Annotated in this window: 15 protein-coding genes; 12 read left to right on the forward strand and 3 right to left on the reverse strand. The window is 60.9% G+C overall.

The window, feature by feature from the left end:
* Positions 1 to 112 precede the first annotated feature (112 nt).
* The 3 genes from dnaQ to BMZ57_RS14685 all read right to left on the reverse strand — a co-directional run bounded on the left by dnaQ (position 113) and on the right by BMZ57_RS14685 (position 2,165).
* Positions 113 to 853, reverse strand: a complete 741-nt coding sequence (gene dnaQ / locus BMZ57_RS14675) for a DNA polymerase III subunit epsilon (protein WP_167337377.1) — start codon at positions 851 to 853, stop codon at positions 113 to 115.
* Between the two features lie 70 nt (positions 854 to 923).
* Positions 924 to 1,376 (reverse strand): ribonuclease HI, encoded by a 453-nt coding sequence (gene rnhA, locus BMZ57_RS14680; protein ID WP_047543226.1) that lies wholly within the window; start codon positions 1,374 to 1,376, stop codon positions 924 to 926.
* 30 nt (positions 1,377 to 1,406) lie between these two features.
* Entirely contained in the window at positions 1,407 to 2,165 is a 759-nt protein-coding gene (locus tag BMZ57_RS14685) for a methyltransferase domain-containing protein (RefSeq protein ID WP_010210918.1), read from the reverse strand.
* A gap of 65 nt (positions 2,166 to 2,230) precedes the next feature.
* Here BMZ57_RS14685 and gloB point away from each other — a divergent pair, with 65 nt between their 5' ends.
* The 12 genes from gloB (at position 2,231) to BMZ57_RS14745 (ending at position 18,135) form a co-directional block, all read left to right on the forward strand.
* Complete coding sequence (gene gloB / locus BMZ57_RS14690; RefSeq protein WP_021491694.1) at positions 2,231 to 2,998, forward strand: hydroxyacylglutathione hydrolase; 768 nt, start codon at positions 2,231 to 2,233, stop codon at positions 2,996 to 2,998.
* 98 nt (positions 2,999 to 3,096) lie between these two features.
* Positions 3,097 to 4,512, forward strand: a complete 1,416-nt coding sequence (locus BMZ57_RS14695) for a lytic transglycosylase domain-containing protein (RefSeq protein WP_010210924.1) — start codon at positions 3,097 to 3,099, stop codon at positions 4,510 to 4,512.
* Positions 4,513 to 4,723: 211 nt separating this feature from the next.
* Positions 4,724 to 6,553, forward strand: coding sequence for an extracellular solute-binding protein (locus tag BMZ57_RS14700; RefSeq protein WP_010210926.1), 1,830 nt, complete (start codon positions 4,724 to 4,726; stop codon positions 6,551 to 6,553).
* A complete protein-coding gene (locus BMZ57_RS14705; protein WP_069672657.1) occupies positions 6,550 to 8,382 on the forward strand; it encodes an extracellular solute-binding protein in 1,833 nt (610 codons plus the stop codon). Before BMZ57_RS14700 ends, BMZ57_RS14705 begins: the two co-directional genes overlap by 4 nt.
* A complete protein-coding gene (locus BMZ57_RS14710; protein ID WP_010210929.1) occupies positions 8,383 to 9,459 on the forward strand; it encodes a microcin C ABC transporter permease YejB in 1,077 nt (358 codons plus the stop codon).
* 1 nt (position 9,460) lies between these two features.
* Positions 9,461 to 10,480, forward strand: coding sequence for an ABC transporter permease (locus BMZ57_RS14715; protein WP_010210931.1), 1,020 nt, complete (start codon positions 9,461 to 9,463; stop codon positions 10,478 to 10,480).
* A 1-nt stretch (position 10,481) separates the two neighbouring features.
* Positions 10,482 to 12,077: an ABC transporter ATP-binding protein gene (locus BMZ57_RS14720; RefSeq protein ID WP_042571590.1), complete on the forward strand. Its 1,596-nt coding sequence runs from the start codon at positions 10,482 to 10,484 to the stop codon at positions 12,075 to 12,077.
* A gap of 121 nt (positions 12,078 to 12,198) precedes the next feature.
* Entirely contained in the window at positions 12,199 to 12,480 is a 282-nt protein-coding gene (locus tag BMZ57_RS14725; RefSeq protein WP_010210937.1) for a peptidylprolyl isomerase, read from the forward strand.
* A 130-nt stretch (positions 12,481 to 12,610) separates the two neighbouring features.
* Positions 12,611 to 14,470 carry an extracellular solute-binding protein gene (locus BMZ57_RS14730; RefSeq protein WP_069672658.1) on the forward strand — a complete coding sequence of 620 codons (1,860 nt, stop codon included), beginning with the start codon at positions 12,611 to 12,613 and terminating at the stop codon, positions 14,468 to 14,470.
* On the forward strand, positions 14,470 to 15,531 hold the full coding sequence (locus BMZ57_RS14735) for a microcin C ABC transporter permease YejB (protein WP_010210941.1): 1,062 nt from the start codon (positions 14,470 to 14,472) through the stop codon (positions 15,529 to 15,531). The genes BMZ57_RS14730 and BMZ57_RS14735 overlap by 1 nt, the downstream gene beginning before the upstream one ends.
* The gene (locus BMZ57_RS14740; protein WP_042571592.1) at positions 15,531 to 16,553 is read left to right on the forward strand and encodes an ABC transporter permease; all 1,023 of its coding nucleotides are present in this window, start codon (positions 15,531 to 15,533) and stop codon (positions 16,551 to 16,553) included. The genes BMZ57_RS14735 and BMZ57_RS14740 overlap by 1 nt, the downstream gene beginning before the upstream one ends.
* A gap of 10 nt (positions 16,554 to 16,563) precedes the next feature.
* Positions 16,564 to 18,135, forward strand: a complete 1,572-nt coding sequence (locus tag BMZ57_RS14745; RefSeq protein WP_069672659.1) for an ABC transporter ATP-binding protein — start codon at positions 16,564 to 16,566, stop codon at positions 18,133 to 18,135.
* The last annotated feature ends 20 nt before the right edge of the window (positions 18,136 to 18,155 follow it).

Below are 18,155 nucleotides of genomic sequence, written 5' to 3' on the forward strand. Positions count from 1 at the left end.
TGAGGGCTATGCACTCAAGGGTAGAAGCTTGGGGGCGATGACGCGAATGAAGATTTTTAAAGCGCGGTAAGCCACAGTAGAAGCCGGCTCGCCGGCTCCTACGGGGTTTGACTCATTGTTGGGTCAGGGTCGACCACAACGCCGGCGCACCCGCCGATTTGGCAATCGCTTCCAACCGCGCCGCATGCTCGGCCAGATCCTGCTCACTGGCGCGGATGATCGTGGTTGGCTTGCGGTCGGCCGGCAAGCGGCGGATTTCCGAAGGGCGATTACCCGAACCCTCCGCCGAGCCGCTGCCGTCAGAGGCGTTACCGGCCAGGGACAGGCTGGTCTGCCCGCCGGTCATGGTCAGGTAGACGTCGGCAAGAATCTCGGAGTCGAGCAAGGCGCCGTGGAGTTCACGGCCCGAGTTATCGACGCCATAACGTTTGCACAAGGCATCGAGGCTGTTGCGCTGGCCGGGGTGACGCTCACGGGCCATCATCAAGGTGTCGAGGATCGAGCAGTGCTGGGAAATGTCTGCGCGATCGGTCTGCCCCATCAGGGCAAATTCGTTGTTGATGAAGCCGACGTCAAACGCCGCGTTATGGATGATCAGCTGGGCGCCGTTGATGAATTCGAAGAACTCATCGGCGACTTCAGCGAAACGCGGCTTGCCCTTGAGGAATTCGTCAGTGATACCGTGGACGCCGATCGCGCCTTCGTCACTGTCGCGGTCCGGTTGCAGGTAGACGTGGAAGTGACGCCCGGTGAGGCGCCGACCCATCAATTCGACACAGCCGATTTCAATGATCCGGTGGCCGTCGGTCACCGGCATGCCGGTGGTTTCGGTATCGAGTACAACAGATCGGATGGCCATCAGGGTTCAGCTCTCAACGGTGTGGTGTGATTCAAGGGGCGCGATATTAACACGTGAGTCGGCATCAGCTCTGCTTGTAGCCGCGCACTTCGTCCACGCCACGGTTGGCCAATTGGTCGGCGCGCTCGTTGCCAGGATGGCCGATGTGACCACGCACCCACTTCCAGGTGATGTCATGGCGATTGCATTGCTCGTCGAGGAGTTGCCACAGGTCGGCATTTTTTACCGGTTCCTTGGCCGCCGTCTTCCAGCCGCGTTTCTTCCAGTTGACCATCCACTCGTTGATGCCCTTCATCACGTATTGCGAGTCGGTCACCAGCAGCACGTTGCAGCGGCGCTTGAGTTCTTCCAGGCCGCGAATGGCGCCCATCAGTTCCATACGGTTGTTGGTGGTATTAGGCTCGCCGCCCCACAACTCTTTCTCTACGCCCTTGCACACCAGCAACGCGCCCCAGCCGCCAGGGCCCGGGTTGCCCTTGCAGGCGCCATCGGTGAAGATTTCTACGCTATCGGTCATCGGTTGCTCGGTATTCATTCAAAAAGAGGGTCATGCATCGCTTTGCTTGCGGTTGACCTTGGCCATCGGCATCGGCACCAGCTTGCCCATCGGCTCGCGGCGTACCGGTTGCACCGGCCGCAACCCAACCACGATCTTGCGCGCCACCAGCAGATAGAAGCCGCCACCCGACAATTGCCACGCACCTGCGCGGCGTTCCCAGCCGGCCAGGCGGGCTTGCCACTTGGTCGACGCAAGCGGCGGACGATAGCACCCGAAGCGGCGTTTCTCCAGCGCGAAGCCCAGCAGGTTCAGCCAGTCTCCTACCCGCTGCGGCGAGATACAGCGCGCCTGGCGCAAGGCGTCGTGGGCGAATACATGGCGCAAGCCCCAACTGCTCCAAGGGTTGATCCCGACAATAAGCAAATGGCCACCAGGGCGTACGCTGCTCGCCGCTTCGCGCAGCAAACCGTGGGGCGACAGGCAGAAATCCAGGCCATGCTGCAACACCACCACGTCGGCGGCGTGCTCGCTCAAGGGCCAGGCCTGTTCCTCGCAGACGATCTCTACCCCTGGCAACGGCGCGCCCAGGCGCACATTGCGCTGCACTTGGGGGGCGCACGGCGGCGTTTCGGCCGAAGGACCGTAATGCACCAGGTAGCCACCAAAGAACCGGCCCAGCTCGTCTTCGAGCATGCGCCGTTCCTCGTCCAGCAAAAATTGCCCGATCGGACCGGACAGCCATTCGCGGGCTGCGCCGATCAGGGCCAGCCACTCAGGATCGGCCTGGGCGAACGCTTTATCAGTCATTGCATTCTCCAACTCGCCTAGACGTTCTAAGATGCACCAATGTGTTCAGCTTGGCGAATCGAAGAATGATACAGATCAGTGCCCTGCCCGCCTTCACCGATAACTACATCTGGTTGTTACAAGACCCGAGTACCCAGCGCTGCGCCGTGGTCGACCCCGGCGATGCCGCGCCGGTGCTGGCTTGGCTAAAGCAGAACCCTGAGTGGGCCCTGAGCGACATCCTGATCACTCACCACCACCATGACCATGTCGGCGGCGTCGAACACCTCAAACGGGTGACTGACGCCAAGGTCTACGGCCCGGCCAACGAAAAGATCCCTGCGCGGGACGTAGCCCTGAACGATAACGATCGCATCAGCGTGCTCGGCTGGGATTTTGACATTTATACAGTGCCGGGCCACACCCTGGGGCATATCGCCTTTTATCACCTGGGCGTGCTGTTCTGTGGCGACACCCTGTTCGCCGCCGGTTGCGGGCGCCTGTTCGAAGGCACGCCAGCACAGATGCACACTTCACTTGAACGTTTGGCCGCCCTGCCCGCTGACACCTTGGTGTACTGCACCCACGAATACACGCAGAGTAATCTCAAGTTTGCCCAGGCCGTGGAACCGGACAACGCCGATATCGCCCAACGGGTGGAAATCGTCCGCCAATTACGGGAACGTGGCGAGATCACGCTGCCTTCCAACCTGGCCCTGGAAAAGCGCACCAACCCCTTTCTGCGCACCTCTGAAACATCCGTTAAACAAAAAGCGGACGAACGGAGTGGACGCGACAACCGCTCTGGGGCCGAGGTATTTGCTAGCCTGAGGGCTTGGAAAGATAAGTTCTAATAGGAAGCAATCTGATACGTAATTTCTGAATGGTTGACCGGAACCAAACGGGTTTCTAGAATCGCCCGACATTTTTGCCCGGAACTTACTTCCAGCCAATGTCGTCATCTATTCGTAAATCCAACCATTCAGACGCATTGACCCGCCTGGCTCAAGCTGTGGCGGTGGCTGTGTCCGCCACGCTGGCGGGCTGCCAATCAAGCAATTTCACCGCACAATCCACCGTGCAACCCAAGCCAAACCTTACTGCCAAGATCAAACAGAAACCCGTCATCTGGCTTTCGGACAAGCCGGCTCCCGAAGTGCCCCAGGATGTTTGGGAGCGTATGCGACGGGGCTTTCAACTGCAGGACGGTGTAGGCGTCAACCCGCGTATCGAACAACAGCGCCTGTGGTTCGCCAGCAACCCTTCCTTCCTTGAGAACGCCGGCGAACGCGGCAGCCTTTACATTCATTACATCGTCGAACGCCTTGAAGAGCGCAACATGCCCCTGGAACTGGCACTGCTGCCAGTGATTGAAAGCGCCTACAACCCGATGGCCTATTCGCGCAGCGATGCGGTCGGTCTATGGCAGTTCATCCCCTCCACCGGGCGCTACTTCAATCTGCGCCAGACCCGTGCCTACGATGGCCGCCGCGACATCACCGCCTCCACCACAGCCGCCCTTGACTACCTGACCCGCCTGCACGACATGTTCAACGGTGACTGGCTGCTGGCCCTGGCTGCCTACAACGCGGGTGAAGGCACGGTGAGCCGGGCGATCGAGCGCAACGAAAAGCTCGGCCTGCCGACCGACTACTGGAACCTGCCCCTGCCCCAGGAAACCAAGGACTACGTGCCCAAATTCCTGGCGCTGTCCCAGGTGGTGCTGGCGCCCGAGGCCTATGGCGTCAACCTGAACCCGATTGCCAACACGCCGTACTTCGAGGTGGTTGAAGTCAAGCAAAGCATGGACCTGTCACGGGTTGCCGCGCTGGCCGAGATCGACGAAGACGAACTGTTCCAGCTCAATCCCGCGCTGAAACAACGCACCACCCTGGATGGCCCGCAGCATCTGCTGGTGCCGAGTTCCAAGGCACAACTGCTCACCAGCACCCTTTCGACGATGAAGCCTGAAGAATTGCTGGCGATGCGCCCGAAAAAGCAGGTGTTCGACGAAGTCGAGACGGCACGCGTTGCCGGCCGTACCCGCAACTACAAGGTACGCAGTGGCGACAACCTGACGCTGATTGCCAAGGCCAACAAGGTCGATGTGCATGACCTGCAGCGCTGGAACAAGCTCAACGGCCAGGCCCTCAAGGTCGGCCAGACCCTGGTGATGCAGGACACGCGCAAGCGGGTGGCCAAGGCCGACAGCAAGAAGCCGGTGCAATACAAGGTCAAGAAAGGCGACTCGCTGTACATCGTCGCCAAGCGCTTCAACGTTGAGATGCAACATCTCAAGCGTTGGAACCCACGTACTGGCCAGGCGTTGAAGCCGGGGCAGATGCTGGTGGTTTCCGGACCAAGATAAGCCCTCCCAACAGCACCGGGGAGCAAATGTGGGAGCGGGCTTGCTCGCGAAGGCAGTGTGTCATTCGACATATTCGGTGACTGACACTCCGTCTTCGCGAGCAAGCCCGCTCCCACATGGGCGCTCCATCATCCGACCGGCTTTTTCCAACCGGAACAAGCTGTTACTGTACCGATCATAAAGCCCAAGCCGCCCGGATCGGATCTCTGACTTGAAGCGTCCCCTCCTTCTACTAATAAGTCTGGCCTTGAGCTTTGGTGCGAACGCGGCGATTACCGAGAGCCACGGTTATACGCAGTTCGGCGTGCTCAAGTACCCGGCCAAATTCACCCACTTCGATTGGGTAAACCCTGCAGCGCCGAAAGGCGGGACATTGCGGGTCATGGCCTTTGGCACTTTCGACACCCTCAACCCCTACACTTTCAAGGGCTCAAGCCCGGTTTCCACCCCCAATTTCCTGCAATACGGCGTCAATGAGCTGAACGAACCGTTGATGGTCGGCACCGGCCTGTACGCGCCCTCCGGCGACGAGCCGACCTCCAGTTACGGGCTGATCGCACAGTCGGTGGAGTACAGCGAGGACCGCAGTTGGGTGGTGTTCAACCTGCGCCCGGAAGCGCGCTTCCACGATGGCAAGCCGATCACCGCCTATGACGTGGCGTTTTCCTATCGCACCCTGCTGACCGAAGGCCACCCGCAATACCGTACCAACCTGCAGGAGGTGGCACGGGTGGATATCCTCAACCGGCATCGCATTCGCTTTGTGTTCAAGCGCGCCGGCAACCCGCTGCTGATCCTGCGCCTGGGCGAATTGCCTGTCCTGCCCCAGCACTATTGGAAAAACCGCGACTTCAAGGCGACGACTTTCGAACCGCCGCTGGGCAGCGGGCCGTACCGCATCAGCAAGGTCACGCCTGGCCGGCAACTGGTGTTCGAACGGGTGAAGAACTACTGGGGCAAGGACCTGCCGGTCAATCGGGGTTTCTATAACTATGACAAGGTCGAAGTGGAGTTCTACCGCGACAGCGACGTGGCCTTCGAAGCGTTCAAGGCCGGTGAGTTCGATATCTACATTGAGCACCAGGCCAAGAACTGGGCCAATGGCTACAACTTCCCGGCGGTTAATCGGGGCGACGTGATCAAGGCGCAGATCGCGCACCAGATTCCGACCCAGAGCCAGGGTCTGTTCATGAACAGCCGGCGACCGATCTTCAGCCAGGCCAAGGTGCGCGAAGCCCTGGGGCTGATGTTCGACTTCGAATGGACCAACCGCACCCTGTTCAGCAGCGCCTACAAACGCACCTTGAGCTACTACCCCAACAGCGAATTCTCGGCCACCGGCGTTCCAACCGGGCATGAATGGCTGATGCTCTCGCCGTACCGCGATCAATTGCCGGCCAGCCTGTTTACCCAGCCGTTCAGCCTGCCCCAGACCGACGGCCGTGGCATCCCCCGCGAAACCATGCGCCGCGCCCTGGCCCTGCTCGGCGACGCCGGCTGGAAACTCTCCGGCCAACGCCTGCTCAACAAGGACGGTCAGCCGCTGCGATTCGAAATACTGCTGGTCAATCCGAACCTGGAGCGCATCCTGCAGCCCTATGTCGAAAACCTGATCAGCATCGGCATCGACGCGCGCCTGCGCACCGTCGATCGCGCCCAGTACAAGCAGCGCCTGGATCAATTCGACTTCGACATGATCCTGATCACCCTCAACCAGACCTTGAGCCCGGGCCTTGAGCAGTGGCAGTACTTCCACTCAAGCCAGGCGGCGATCAAGGGCAGCAAGAACTACGCAGGCATCGCCAACCCGATTGTCGATCACCTGCTGGAACAACTGCTGGCCGCCAAGACCCGCGAAGAGCAACTGGCCGCCGGCCGTGCCCTGGACCGGGTGCTGCTGTGGCAGCATTACAGTATTCCCAACTGGTACCTCAACTATCATCGCTTGGCGTACCGCAACCGGTTCGCCTTTGTCACCACGCCGCCCTATAGCCTGGGCCTGAGCGCGTGGTGGCTGAAAGCTTCGGAGAAAGCCCAATGATGTATTTGCGTACTGCACTGCTCGGCGGCCTGCTGCTGTGCACCGCGGCCCAAGCCGCCCCGCAACATGCGTTGACGCTCTACAACGAACCCCCAAAATACCCCGCCGACTTCAAGCACTTCGACTATGTGAATCCGGACGCGCCCAAGGGCGGCACCTTCCGCGAGTCCGCCATGGGCGGCTTCGACAGCCTCAACCCCTACATCAGCAAGGGCGTGCCAGCCGACAACCTCGGCCTGATTTACGACACCCTGGCTATGCAAAGCCTGGACGAGCCCATCACCGAATACGGCCTGGTCGCCGGCAAGATCGAAAAAGCCCCGGACAACAGCTGGGTACGCTTCTATTTGCGCCCCGAAGCACGCTTTCACGATGGCCACCCGATCCGCGCCGAAGACGTGGTGTTTACCTTCCAGGAACTGATCAAGGAAGGCTCGCCGATCTATCGCACTTACTACGCCGACGTCGACGAAGTGGTCGCCGAAGACCCGCTGAAGGTGCTGTTCAAGTTCAAACGCACCAATAACCGCGAATTACCGCTGATCCTCGGGCAACTGCCGGTATTGCCCAAGCATTGGTGGGCCACCCGTGATTTTGCCAAGGGCAACCTCGAAGTGCCGCTGGGCAGCGGGCCGTACAAGGTCGCCGAGGTCAAGGCCGGGCGCATGATTCGCTACGAGCGGGTCAAGGATTACTGGGCCAAGGATCTGCCGATCACCCAAGGCTTCTACAATTTCGACAACCGCATCACTGACTACTACCGCGACAGCACCGTGTCCCTCGAAGCCCTCAAGGCCGGGCAGTTCGACTACTGGCTGGAGTTCAGCGCCAAGAATTGGGCCAACGCCTACAACATCCCGGCGGTTGCACAGGGGCGCCTGATCAAGGAAGAAATCCCCAACGGCAACCCCACGGGCATGCAGGGCTTCGTGTTCAACATGCGCAAGCCGATGTTCCAGGACGTGCGCGTGCGCAAGGCCATCAGCCTGTTACTGGATTTCGAATGGAGCAACAAGCAGCTGTTCAACGGCGCCTATACCCGCACCCGCAGCTATTTCGAGAACTCCGAGATGGCGGCCACCGGCCTGCCCGGCCCGGATGAACTGGCGATCCTCGAACCGCTGCGCGGCAAGATCCCGCCTGAAGTCTTCACCCAGGCCTTCGAACCTTCCAAGACCGACGGCAGCGGCATGATCCGCACCCAGCAGCGCGAGGCCTACCAACTGTTGCAGGAAGCCGGTTGGCGCATCGTCGACGACAAGATGGTCGACACCAGCGGAAAACCGGTAACCATCGAGTTCTTGCTGGCCCAGACCGAGTTCGAACGCATCCTGCTGCCGTTCAAGCGCAACCTGGCCGACTTGGGTATCGACCTGGTGATCCGTCGGGTGGACGTCTCACAGTTCATCAACCGAATTCGCTCGCGGGACTTCGATATGCTGGTGGGCAGCTTCCCGCAGTCCACCTCGCCGGGGAACGAACAGCGCGAGTTCTGGAAGTCCTCCAGCGCCGACAAGCCCGGCAGCCGTAACTACATGGGCCTCAAGGACCCGGCCATCGACCAACTGGTGGAAGAGCTGATCGACGCCGATTCGCGCAAGAGCCTGGTGGCACACGCCAAGGCCCTGGACCGTGCGTTGCAGTTCGGCTACTACGTGATCCCAAACTGGCATATCAAGACCTTCCGCGTGGCGTACTGGGATCACTTGGGCCATCCCAAAGTCCCGCCGCGCTACGACGTCGGCACCGCCACCTGGTGGGCCAAACCCGACGTAAAACCTGCGGTTACCCTGGAAACAAGTGCCGATCCGGCGAGCGGAGGCGATTAAATGCTGGCCTATATCTTTCGCCGCCTGTTACTGATCATCCCCACGCTGTTCGGGATCCTGCTGATCAACTTCGTCATCATTCAGGCCGCCCCCGGCGGGCCGGTAGAACAGATGATCGCCAAGCTTGAAGGTTTCGAGGGTGCCACCAGCCGCATTGCCGGCGGCGGTGCCGAAGTGTCGGTGGCCGGTTCCAGCAGCTACCGTGGCGCCCAGGGCCTTGACCCGGCGCTGATCAAGGAAATCGAAAAGATGTACGGCTTCGACAAATCGGCGCCGGAACGTCTGTGGATCATGGTCAAGAACTACGCCCAGCTGGATTTTGGCGACAGTTTCTTCCGTGACGCCAAGGTCATCGACCTGATCAAGGAAAAGATGCCGGTGTCCATCTCCCTCGGGCTATGGAGCACGCTGATCATGTACCTGGTGTCGATTCCCCTGGGGATCGCCAAGGCCACGCGGCACGGCAGCCATTTCGATGTGTGGACCAGTTCGGCAATCATTGTCGGCTACGCGATCCCGGCCTTCCTGTTTGCGATTTTGCTGATCGTGGTGTTTGCCGGCGGCAGTTACCTGGACTGGTTCCCCTTGCGCGGGCTCACGTCGAACAACTTCGACGAACTGAGCTGGGGCGGCAAGATCCTCGATTACTTCTGGCACCTGGCGCTGCCCATCACGGCCCTGGTGATCGGCAACTTCGCCACCATGACGCTGCTGACCAAGAACAGCTTTCTCGACGAGATCAACAAGCAGTACGTGGTTACAGCCAAAGCCAAGGGCCTGACCAATCACCGTGTGCTGTACGGCCATATATTCCGCAACGCAATGTTGCTGGTGATCGCCGGTTTCCCTTCGGCCTTCATCGGGATTTTCTTCACGGGGTCCCTGCTGGTGGAGGTGATCTTCTCTCTGGACGGCCTGGGCTTGATGAGTTTTGAAGCGGCGATCAACCGCGACTACCCGGTGGTGTTCGGCACGCTGTTTATCTTCACCCTGCTGGGGCTGATCGTGAAACTGATCGGCGACCTCACCTACACCCTGGTCGATCCGCGTATCGACTTTGCCAGCCGGGAGCATTGAGATGAATCTATCCCCCCTCAATCGCCGCCGGTTCGAGCGATTCAAGGCCAATAAGCGTGGCTGGTGGTCGCTGTGGCTGTTCCTGAGCCTGTTCGTGCTGAGCCTGGGCGCCGAGCTGATCGCCAACGACAAGCCGCTGGCCGTGCACTACGACGGCGGCTGGTATTTCCCGGCGCTCAAGCGCTACCCGGAGACCACCTTTGGCGGTGAATTCCCGCTGGAGGCCAACTACAAGAGCCCGTATATCCAGGAACTGCTCAAGGCCAAGGACGCCTGGACCTTGTGGGCGCCGATTCCGTTCAGTTACCAGAGCATCAACTACGACCTCAAGGTGCCCGCGCCGGCGCCGCCCTCTTCCGTGAACTGGCTGGGCACCGATGACCAGGGCCGCGACGTGCTGGCGCGGGTCATCTACGGCTTCCGCGTGTCGGTACTGTTTGCCCTGACCCTCACGGTACTCAGTTCGATCATCGGCGTGATCGCCGGGGCCCTGCAGGGTTTCTATGGCGGTTGGGTCGACCTGGCCGGGCAGCGCTTCCTGGAGATCTGGTCCGGATTGCCGGTGCTGTACCTGCTGATCATCCTTGCGAGTTTTGTGCAACCCAACTTCTGGTGGCTGCTCGGCATCATGTTGCTGTTCTCGTGGATGAGCCTGGTGGACGTGGTGCGCGCCGAGTTCCTGCGCGGGCGCAACCTGGAATACGTGCGCGCCGCCAGGGCGTTGGGCATGCAGAACGGCGCGATCATGTTCCGGCACATCCTGCCCAATGCGATGGTGTCGACCATGACCTTTATGCCGTTCATTCTCACCGGCGCCATCGGCACCCTCACCGCCCTGGACTTCCTCGGCTTCGGCTTGCCGGCCGGTTCGCCGTCGTTGGGTGAACTGGTGGCCCAGGGCAAATCCAACCTGCAAGCGCCGTGGCTGGGCATGAGTGCCTTTGCCGTGCTGGCGATCATGTTGAGTTTGCTGGTGTTTATCGGCGAGTCCGCTCGCGATGCCTTCGACCCGAGGAAATGAGATGAATCAGGACAATCTGATCGAAATCCGCGACCTCTCCGTCGAGTTCGTCACGGGCGACCATCACCACCGCGTGGTGAACAACGTCAGCTTCGACATCAAGCGTGGCGAGACAATCGCTCTGGTGGGCGAAAGCGGCTCGGGCAAATCGGTGACCGCCCATTCGATCCTGCGCCTGCTGCCCTACCCGCTTGCGCGGCACCCCTCCGGCACCATCAACTATGCCGGGCAGGACTTGCTCACGCTGAAAGAAAAAACCATCCGCCATATTCGCGGCAACCGTATCGCGATGATCTTCCAGGAGCCGATGACCTCGTTGAACCCGCTGCATTCCATCGAGAAGCAGATCAACGAGGTGCTCGGCCTGCACAAGGGGCTGCAAGGTAAAGTCGCCACCCAGCGCACCCTGGAGTTGCTGGACCTGGTGGGCATTCCCGAACCGCACAAACGCCTCAAGGCCCTGCCCCATGAGCTGTCCGGCGGCCAGCGCCAGCGGGTGATGATCGCCATGGCCCTGGCCAATGAACCGGAGCTGCTGATCGCCGATGAGCCGACCACGGCGCTGGATGTGACGGTGCAGTTGAAGATCCTCGAATTGCTCAAGGAACTGCAGGCGCGCCTGGGCATGGCGCTGTTGCTGATCAGCCACGACTTGAACCTGGTGCGGCGCATCGCCCACCGCGTGTGCGTGATGCAAAAGGGTTGCATCGTCGAGCAGGCCGATTGTGAAACGCTGTTCCAGTCGCCCCAGCATCCGTACACCCAGGAGCTGCTTGCGGCTGAGCCCAGCGGCGGACCTGCGAGCAATGCAATCGGCCCTCCACTGCTGGAGGTGGATAACCTGAAAGTCTGGTTCCCGATCAAGAAGGGCTTTTTGCGCAACACCGTCGATTACGTCAAGGCGGTGGACGGCATCAACTTCAGCCTGCCCCAGGGGCAGACCCTGGGCATTGTCGGCGAAAGCGGCTCGGGCAAATCCACCCTGGGCCTGGCGATTCTGCGGTTGATCGCGAGCAAGGGCGGCATTCGTTTTGAAGGCCAGCAACTGGATACACTCAGCCAGCAGCAGGTGCGCCCGCTGCGCCGGGAAATGCAAGTGGTGTTCCAGGACCCGTTCGGCAGCCTGAGCCCGCGGATGTGTGTCAGTGAGATCGTCGGTGAAGGGTTGCGCATCCACAAGATGGGTACGCCGGCCGAGCAAGAGGTGGCGATTATTGCGGCACTCAAGGAAGTGGGGTTGGATCCGGAGTCGCGCCATCGGTATCCCCATGAGTTCTCCGGTGGCCAGCGTCAGCGCATTGCCATTGCCCGGGCGTTGGTGCTCAAGCCGCGCCTGATCCTGCTGGATGAGCCGACGTCGGCGCTGGATCGCACGGTGCAGCGGCAGGTGGTGGAGTTGTTGCGCAGTTTGCAGGCCAAGTACAACTTGACCTATCTGTTTATCAGCCATGATTTGGCGGTGGTCAAGGCGCTGAGCCATCAGTTGATGGTGGTAAAGCATGGGCAGGTAGTGGAACAGGGGGATGCGGCCGAGATCTTTGCTGCGCCGCAGCATGGGTATACGCGGCAGTTGTTGGAGGCGGCGTTTTTGGTTTGATCGTGTACCAATCCGTTTTTTCGGTAACGGATATGTACACCACCACTCCAACGGAACTTTGCCAAGAAATAACCGCCTGAATCCGGTAGGCTCACCCTTTTCATTCAAGGAGTTACTCCCCATGGCCAAAGCAACCGCCCGTCACATCCTCGTTTCCACTGAAGACAAGTGCAACGAACTCAAGGCCCAAATCGAAGGCGGCGCCGATTTCGCAGAAATCGCCAAAGCCAACTCCAGCTGCCCATCCAGCCGCGACGGCGGCAACCTGGGTTCGTTCGGCCCAGGCCAGATGGTCAAGGAATTCGATACCGTCGTGTTCAGCGCCCCGGTCAACACCGTGCAAGGCCCGGTGAAAACCCAGTTCGGCTACCACCTGCTGGAAGTCACCAGCCGCCAGGACTGATCCTGTCTGTGCTGATGGTCTAAACGACGGCCCGCCTTTTGGTGGGCCGTTGTGCATGTGATGACTGGCGACGCTGATGCCGTTAGCGTACAAATCCCTTTTCTACTTCACACGGCATTCAAGGCTGACAATGCGATTGGCTTTTTCCTACATTTTTAGTTCGACACTGGCCCTGCTGCTGGCCAGCAGCGTCGTGATCGCGGCGCCCCAACCGTACCTGACCGTTTACGGTGAACCGGCCAAGTACGCCGCCGGCTTTACCCATTTCGACTATGCCAACCCGAATGCCCCCAAGGGCGGCAGCCTGCGCCGTTCGGCCATCGAGATCGGGCGCTTCGACCACGTGCTGCCGTATATCGACAAAGGCATCGGGGTTTCACAGGTCGACGGCTGGCTGTATGCGCCCCTGGCCCAGCGCTCCCTGGACGAGCCCTACACCGTCTACGGCCTGGTTGCCGAAAAGATGGAGCGCGCCGATGACGGCCTGTCGCTGCAGTTTTTCCTCAACCCCAAGGCACGTTTCGCCGACGGCAAGCCAATCACCGCCGAAGACGTACGCTACAGCTTCGACCTGCTGATGACCCAGGGCAGTCTGCGCTTTCGCACCCTGTTCGCCGACGTCAAGCACGTCGAGGTCGAGGGCGAGCGCCAAGTGCGTTTCGACTTCTCCAGCAATGAAAACCGCACCCTGCCCCTGGATATCGCCACCCTGCCGGTGTTCCCAGAGCACTGGTGGAAGACCCGCGACTTTGCCAACGGCGGCGGCTATGAAGCCCCACTGGGCAGCGGCCCTTACAAGGTCAGCAAGATCGACTCCGGCAGCACCATTACCTTCACCCGCGACCCGAACTGGTGGGGCAAGGACCTGCCCGTCAGCCGTGGCCTGTACAACTTCGATCACCTGAGCCTGGAGTACTTCGGCGACACCGAGGTGGCCCGCCAGGTATTGCGCGGCGGTGCCTACGATTTCAACCGCGAATTTTCTGCCACCGGTTACTCCATCGGCTACAACGGCCCGGCCCTGGATGATGGCCGCCTGCAACGCGCGCACTTGGCCAAGGAGATGCCGCAACCGGCCCAGGGTTATGTGTTCAACGTGCAAAAACCAGTCTTCAAGGACCGCCGCGTGCGCCAGGCCCTCGCAATGCTGTGGGACTTCGAATGGGCCAACCGGCAGATGATGCGCAATATGTACATCCGCCAGCAAAGCTTCTTCTCCAATAGCCCGCTGGCAGCCACCCAGCCGCCGACCCAAGAGGAACTGGCGATTCTTGAACCCTTGCGCGGCCAGGTGCCCGACGAGGTGTTCACCCAGGTGTTCAAGGCACCGGTGACCGACGGCAGCGGCATGATCCGCGACAAACAGCTGCAAGCCTTGGCGTTGTTGGAAGAGGCCGGCTGGAAACCGCACGGCGACAAGCTGGTTAACGCCGAGGGCGAGCCGCTGGAGTTTACCTTCCTTAATGCCCAATCTGGCCTCGAACGCCTGTTGCTGCCGTACAAACGCAACCTCGCGCAGATCGGTATCACCCTGAATATCCGCCGTATCGACGCCTCCCAATATGTGAACCGGGTGATGGCACGGGACTACGACATGATCGTCACCGGCTTCCCGGTCACCACCTCGCCGGGCATGGAACTCTACAACTACTTCGGCTCGGCCGCCGCCTTTGACCCCGGCGCCAATAACTACATGGTGCTCAAGGACCCGGCCGTCGACAGCCTGATCAAGGGCCTGGTCAAGGCCGACACCCAGGCGCAGATGCTCACCTACGCCCACGCACTGGACCGGGTACTGCAATGGAATTACCTGTGGATCCCCAACTACTATCCGCCCGGCACCTCTGCCGCCTGGTGGAACCGCTTCGGCCGCCCGGCCATCGAGGCGAAAAACGATGAAGCCCTGGAAACCTGGTGGGAAATCAGCCCCACGCCCCTGACCAACGAGCAAATGAACGCTGAGCTGAAAAAACGCGGAGGTGCGCGCTGATGTTTGCCTATATCGTGCGGCGCCTGCTGCTGATCATCCCGACGCTGGTGATCATCCTGCTGGTGAATTTCGTGATCGTCCAGGCAGCTCCGGGCGGCCCGGTAGAACAAGCCATTGCCCACTTGCAAGGCATTGGCGGCGGTGCCGTCGGCGGATCGTCCGGCGAAGGCATCAGCGGCGGCTCCCGCGCCAGCCGCGGCCTGGACCCTAAGTTGATCGCAGACATCGAAAAACAATACGGCTTCGACAAGCCGGCACCGGAGCGTTTGTGGCTGATGCTCAAGAGCTACGCCCAGCTGGACTTTGGTAACAGCTTCTTTCGCGGCAAGACGGTGATCGACCTCATTCTGGAAAAAATGCCGGTCACCCTCTCGCTCGGCCTGTGGGCCACGCTGATCACCTACCTGGTGTCGATCCCCCTGGGGATTCGCAAGGCCGTGCGCCATGGCAGCAGCTTCGATGTGTGGAGCAGCACCGCGATTGTCATCGGCTATGCCATGCCGGCGTTCCTGTTCGCGATGTTCCTGATCGTGGTCTTTGCTGGCGGCACGTCGCTGAACTGGTTCCCGGTGCGCGGGCTGGTGTCGGAAAACTTCGAAGAGCTGAGCACCGTGGGCAAGATTGCCGATTATTTCTGGCACCTGGTATTGCCAGTCACCTCGCTGGTCATCGGCGGGTTTGCCACCCTGACCATCCTCACCAAGAACTCATTCTTGAATGAAATCACGCGCCAGTACGTGGTGACCGCCCGCGCCAAGGGCTTGAGCGAAAGGCGTGTGTTGTATGGACACGTGTTCCGCAATGCCATGTTGCTGGTCATCTCGGGAATTCCCCAGGCGTTTATCGCCGTATTCTTCGCCGGTTCCCTGCTGATCGAGGTGATCTTCTCCCTGGATGGCCTGGGCCGCATGAGCTACGAAGCCGCCGTCTCCCGCGATTACCCGGTGGTATTTGGCTCGCTGTTCATCTTCACCTTGTTCGGCCTCTTGATAAAACTCATCGGTGACCTCTGCTACACCCTGGTGGACCCGCGTATCGACTTTGCCGCGAGGAACGCCTGATGCTTAACCTGTCTCCCGTGGCGCGCCGACGTTTCGAGCGCTTCAAGAAGAACCGTCGCGGCTGGTGGTCGCTGTGGCTGTTCATCGGCCTGTTTATCCTGACACTGGGCGGTGAGTTGATCGCCAACGACAAGCCCTTGGTGCTGAGTTTCAAGAACGAACTGTATTTCCCGGTATTCAAGCGTTACACCGAGCAGGCGTTCGGCGGCCAGTTGCCATTTCAGGCCGACTACCGCAGTGACTATGTGAAAAAGCTGATTGAGCAGGACGGCGGCTGGATGCTGTTCCCTCCGATTCCGTTCAGCGACGACACGCCCAACTACGAGCTGACCCGCCCTGCCCCCAGCCCGCCATCGGCGGTGAACTGGCTGGGCACCGATGACCAGTCGCGGGATGTATTGGCGCGGGTGATCTTTGGCGCACGGGTGTCGATCCTGTTTGCCTTGGCGCTCACGGCCATAAGCGCCGCCATCGGCATCGCGGCCGGGGCTTTGCAGGGCTATTACGGCGGCTGGGTGGACCTGATCGGCCAGCGCGTGCTGGAAGTGTGGTCCGGGTTGCCGGTGCTGTACCTGTTGATCATCCTGTCCGGCTTTGTCGAGCCGAACTTCTGGTGGCTGCTGGGGATCATGGCGCTGTTTTCCTGGCTGGCCCTGGTGGACGTGGTGCGCGCAGAGTTCCTGCGTGGGCGCAACCTTGAATACGTCAAGGCTGCTCGGGCCTTGGGCCTGGGTGACGGCAAGATCATTCGCCGGCACATCCTGCCCAACGCCATGACCGCCACCTTGAGCTACTTGCCGTTTATCCTGACCGGCGCAATTTCAACCCTGAGCGCCCTGGATTTCCTCGGTTTCGGCATGCCCGCAGGCAGCGCCTCGCTGGGCGAGTTGATCGCCCAGGGCAAGCAGAACCTGCAAGCGCCCTGGCTGGGCCTGACGGCGTTCTTCACACTGGCGCTGATCCTGTCGCTGCTGGTGTTTATCGGCGAGGCATTGCGTGATGCCTTCGACCCCCGCTCATGAGTGACCACCTATGAACCTGATCGAAATTCGCGACCTCAGCGTCGCCTTCAGCGGCCAGACCGTGGTGCGCAACCTGAGCCTGGACGTACGCCCCGGCGAATGCCTGGCGCTGGTAGGCGAGTCGGGCTCGGGCAAGTCGGTAACCGCCCACTCGATCCTGCAATTACTCCCCGAAGCCGGCACTGAAACCACCGGTTCCATCCAGTACCGTGGCCAGGAACTGATCGGCGCGTCGGCGGCGACCCTGCAGAAGCTGCGCGGCAACCGTATTGCGATGATCTTCCAGGAGCCGATGACCTCCCTGAACCCTTTGCACAGCATCGAAAAGCAGATCGGCGAAACCCTGTTGCTGCACAAGGGCCTCGGTGGCAAGGCTGCCCAGGCCCGCATCCTGGAATTGCTCGACCTGGTGGGCATCCAGAAGCCCCAGGAGCGGCTCAAGGCCTATCCCCATCAACTGTCCGGCGGGCAACGCCAGCGGGTGATGATCGCCATGGCCCTGGCCTGCGAGCCGGAACTGCTGATCGCTGACGAACCCACCACCGCGCTGGATGTAACGGTGCAGCGCAAGATCCTGCTGCTGCTCAAGTCCCTGCAAAAGCGCCTGGGCATGTCGCTGCTGCTGATCAGCCACGACCTCAATCTGGTGCGCAGCATTGCCCAGCGCGTGTGCGTGATGCGGGCTGGCGAGATTGTCGAGCAGGCTGACTGCCGGACCCTGTTCAATGCGCCGCAACACCCCTACAGCCGTCTGCTGCTGGATGCGGAACCGGACGCGGATGCGCTGTGCAGCGACGAACGCGAGACGGTGTTACAGGTGGACGACTTGACCGTACAATTCCGCCTTGGCGGTGGGTTGTTCCGCCGCAAGACCTACCTGCGTGCAGTGGACGGCATCAGCCTCAGCGTGCAGCGCGGCAAGACCCTGGGGATTGTCGGCGAGTCCGGCTCGGGCAAGTCCACCCTGGGCCAGGCGATTCTGAGGCTGCTGGACTCCACCGGTAGCATCCGCTTCCAGGGTGAAGCCCTCGACCCGCTGAATAACCAGCAGATGCGCCCATGGCGCAAGCAGATGCAGGTGGTGTTCCAGGACCCTTACGGCAGCCTCAGCCCACGCATGACCGTAGAACAAATCATCAGCGAAGGCCTGGAGGTGCACGCGCCGTGCAGCCTGGCCGACCGCGATGCGCAGGTGATCCAGGTGCTCAAGGATGTGGGCCTCGACCCCGCCAGCCGTCACCGTTACCCCCATGAGTTTTCCGGCGGCCAGCGCCAACGCATCGCCATCGCCCGCGCCCTGGTGCTCAAGCCGGCGCTGATGCTGCTGGATGAACCCACGTCGGCCCTTGACCGTACCGTACAGAAACAAGTGGTGGCGTTGCTGCGTGAGCTGCAAGACAAGTACGGCCTGACCTACCTGTTTATCAGCCATGACCTGGCGGTGGTGCGCGCCATGGCTCACGATATGATCGTGATCAAGGACGGCCAGGTGGTGGAGCGCGGCGCCAGTCATGCGGTGTTCGATGCACCACAACACCCTTACACCAAAGAGCTGCTGGCAGCGGCGCATATCCCCTTGTAAGCGCTCCCCCACTTGTGTGA

It is taken from the genome of Pseudomonas simiae (assembly GCF_900111895.1).
Classification (GTDB): Bacteria; Pseudomonadota; Gammaproteobacteria; order Pseudomonadales; family Pseudomonadaceae; genus Aquipseudomonas; species Aquipseudomonas simiae.

Bases quoted from the DNA above. Each gene is read 5' to 3' on its own strand.
- rnhA (WP_047543226.1), bottom strand. From the start codon at position 1,376: ATGACCGATAGCGTAGAAATCTTCACCGATGGCGCCTGCAAGGGCAAC.
- BMZ57_RS14685 (WP_010210918.1), bottom strand. From the start codon at position 2,165: ATGACTGATAAAGCGTTCGCCCAGGCCGATCCTGAGTGGCTGGCCCTG.
- gloB (WP_021491694.1), top strand. From the start codon at position 2,231: ATGATACAGATCAGTGCCCTGCCCGCCTTCACCGATAACTACATCTGG.
- BMZ57_RS14695 (WP_010210924.1), top strand. From the start codon at position 3,097: ATGTCGTCATCTATTCGTAAATCCAACCATTCAGACGCATTGACCCGC.
- BMZ57_RS14705 (WP_069672657.1), top strand. From the start codon at position 6,550: ATGATGTATTTGCGTACTGCACTGCTCGGCGGCCTGCTGCTGTGCACC.
- BMZ57_RS14710 (WP_010210929.1), top strand. From the start codon at position 8,383: ATGCTGGCCTATATCTTTCGCCGCCTGTTACTGATCATCCCCACGCTG.
- BMZ57_RS14715 (WP_010210931.1), top strand. From the start codon at position 9,461: ATGAATCTATCCCCCCTCAATCGCCGCCGGTTCGAGCGATTCAAGGCC.
- BMZ57_RS14720 (WP_042571590.1), top strand. From the start codon at position 10,482: ATGAATCAGGACAATCTGATCGAAATCCGCGACCTCTCCGTCGAGTTC.
- BMZ57_RS14725 (WP_010210937.1), top strand. From the start codon at position 12,199: ATGGCCAAAGCAACCGCCCGTCACATCCTCGTTTCCACTGAAGACAAG.
- BMZ57_RS14730 (WP_069672658.1), top strand. From the start codon at position 12,611: ATGCGATTGGCTTTTTCCTACATTTTTAGTTCGACACTGGCCCTGCTG.
- BMZ57_RS14735 (WP_010210941.1), top strand. From the start codon at position 14,470: ATGTTTGCCTATATCGTGCGGCGCCTGCTGCTGATCATCCCGACGCTG.
- BMZ57_RS14740 (WP_042571592.1), top strand. From the start codon at position 15,531: ATGCTTAACCTGTCTCCCGTGGCGCGCCGACGTTTCGAGCGCTTCAAG.
- BMZ57_RS14745 (WP_069672659.1), top strand. From the start codon at position 16,564: ATGAACCTGATCGAAATTCGCGACCTCAGCGTCGCCTTCAGCGGCCAG.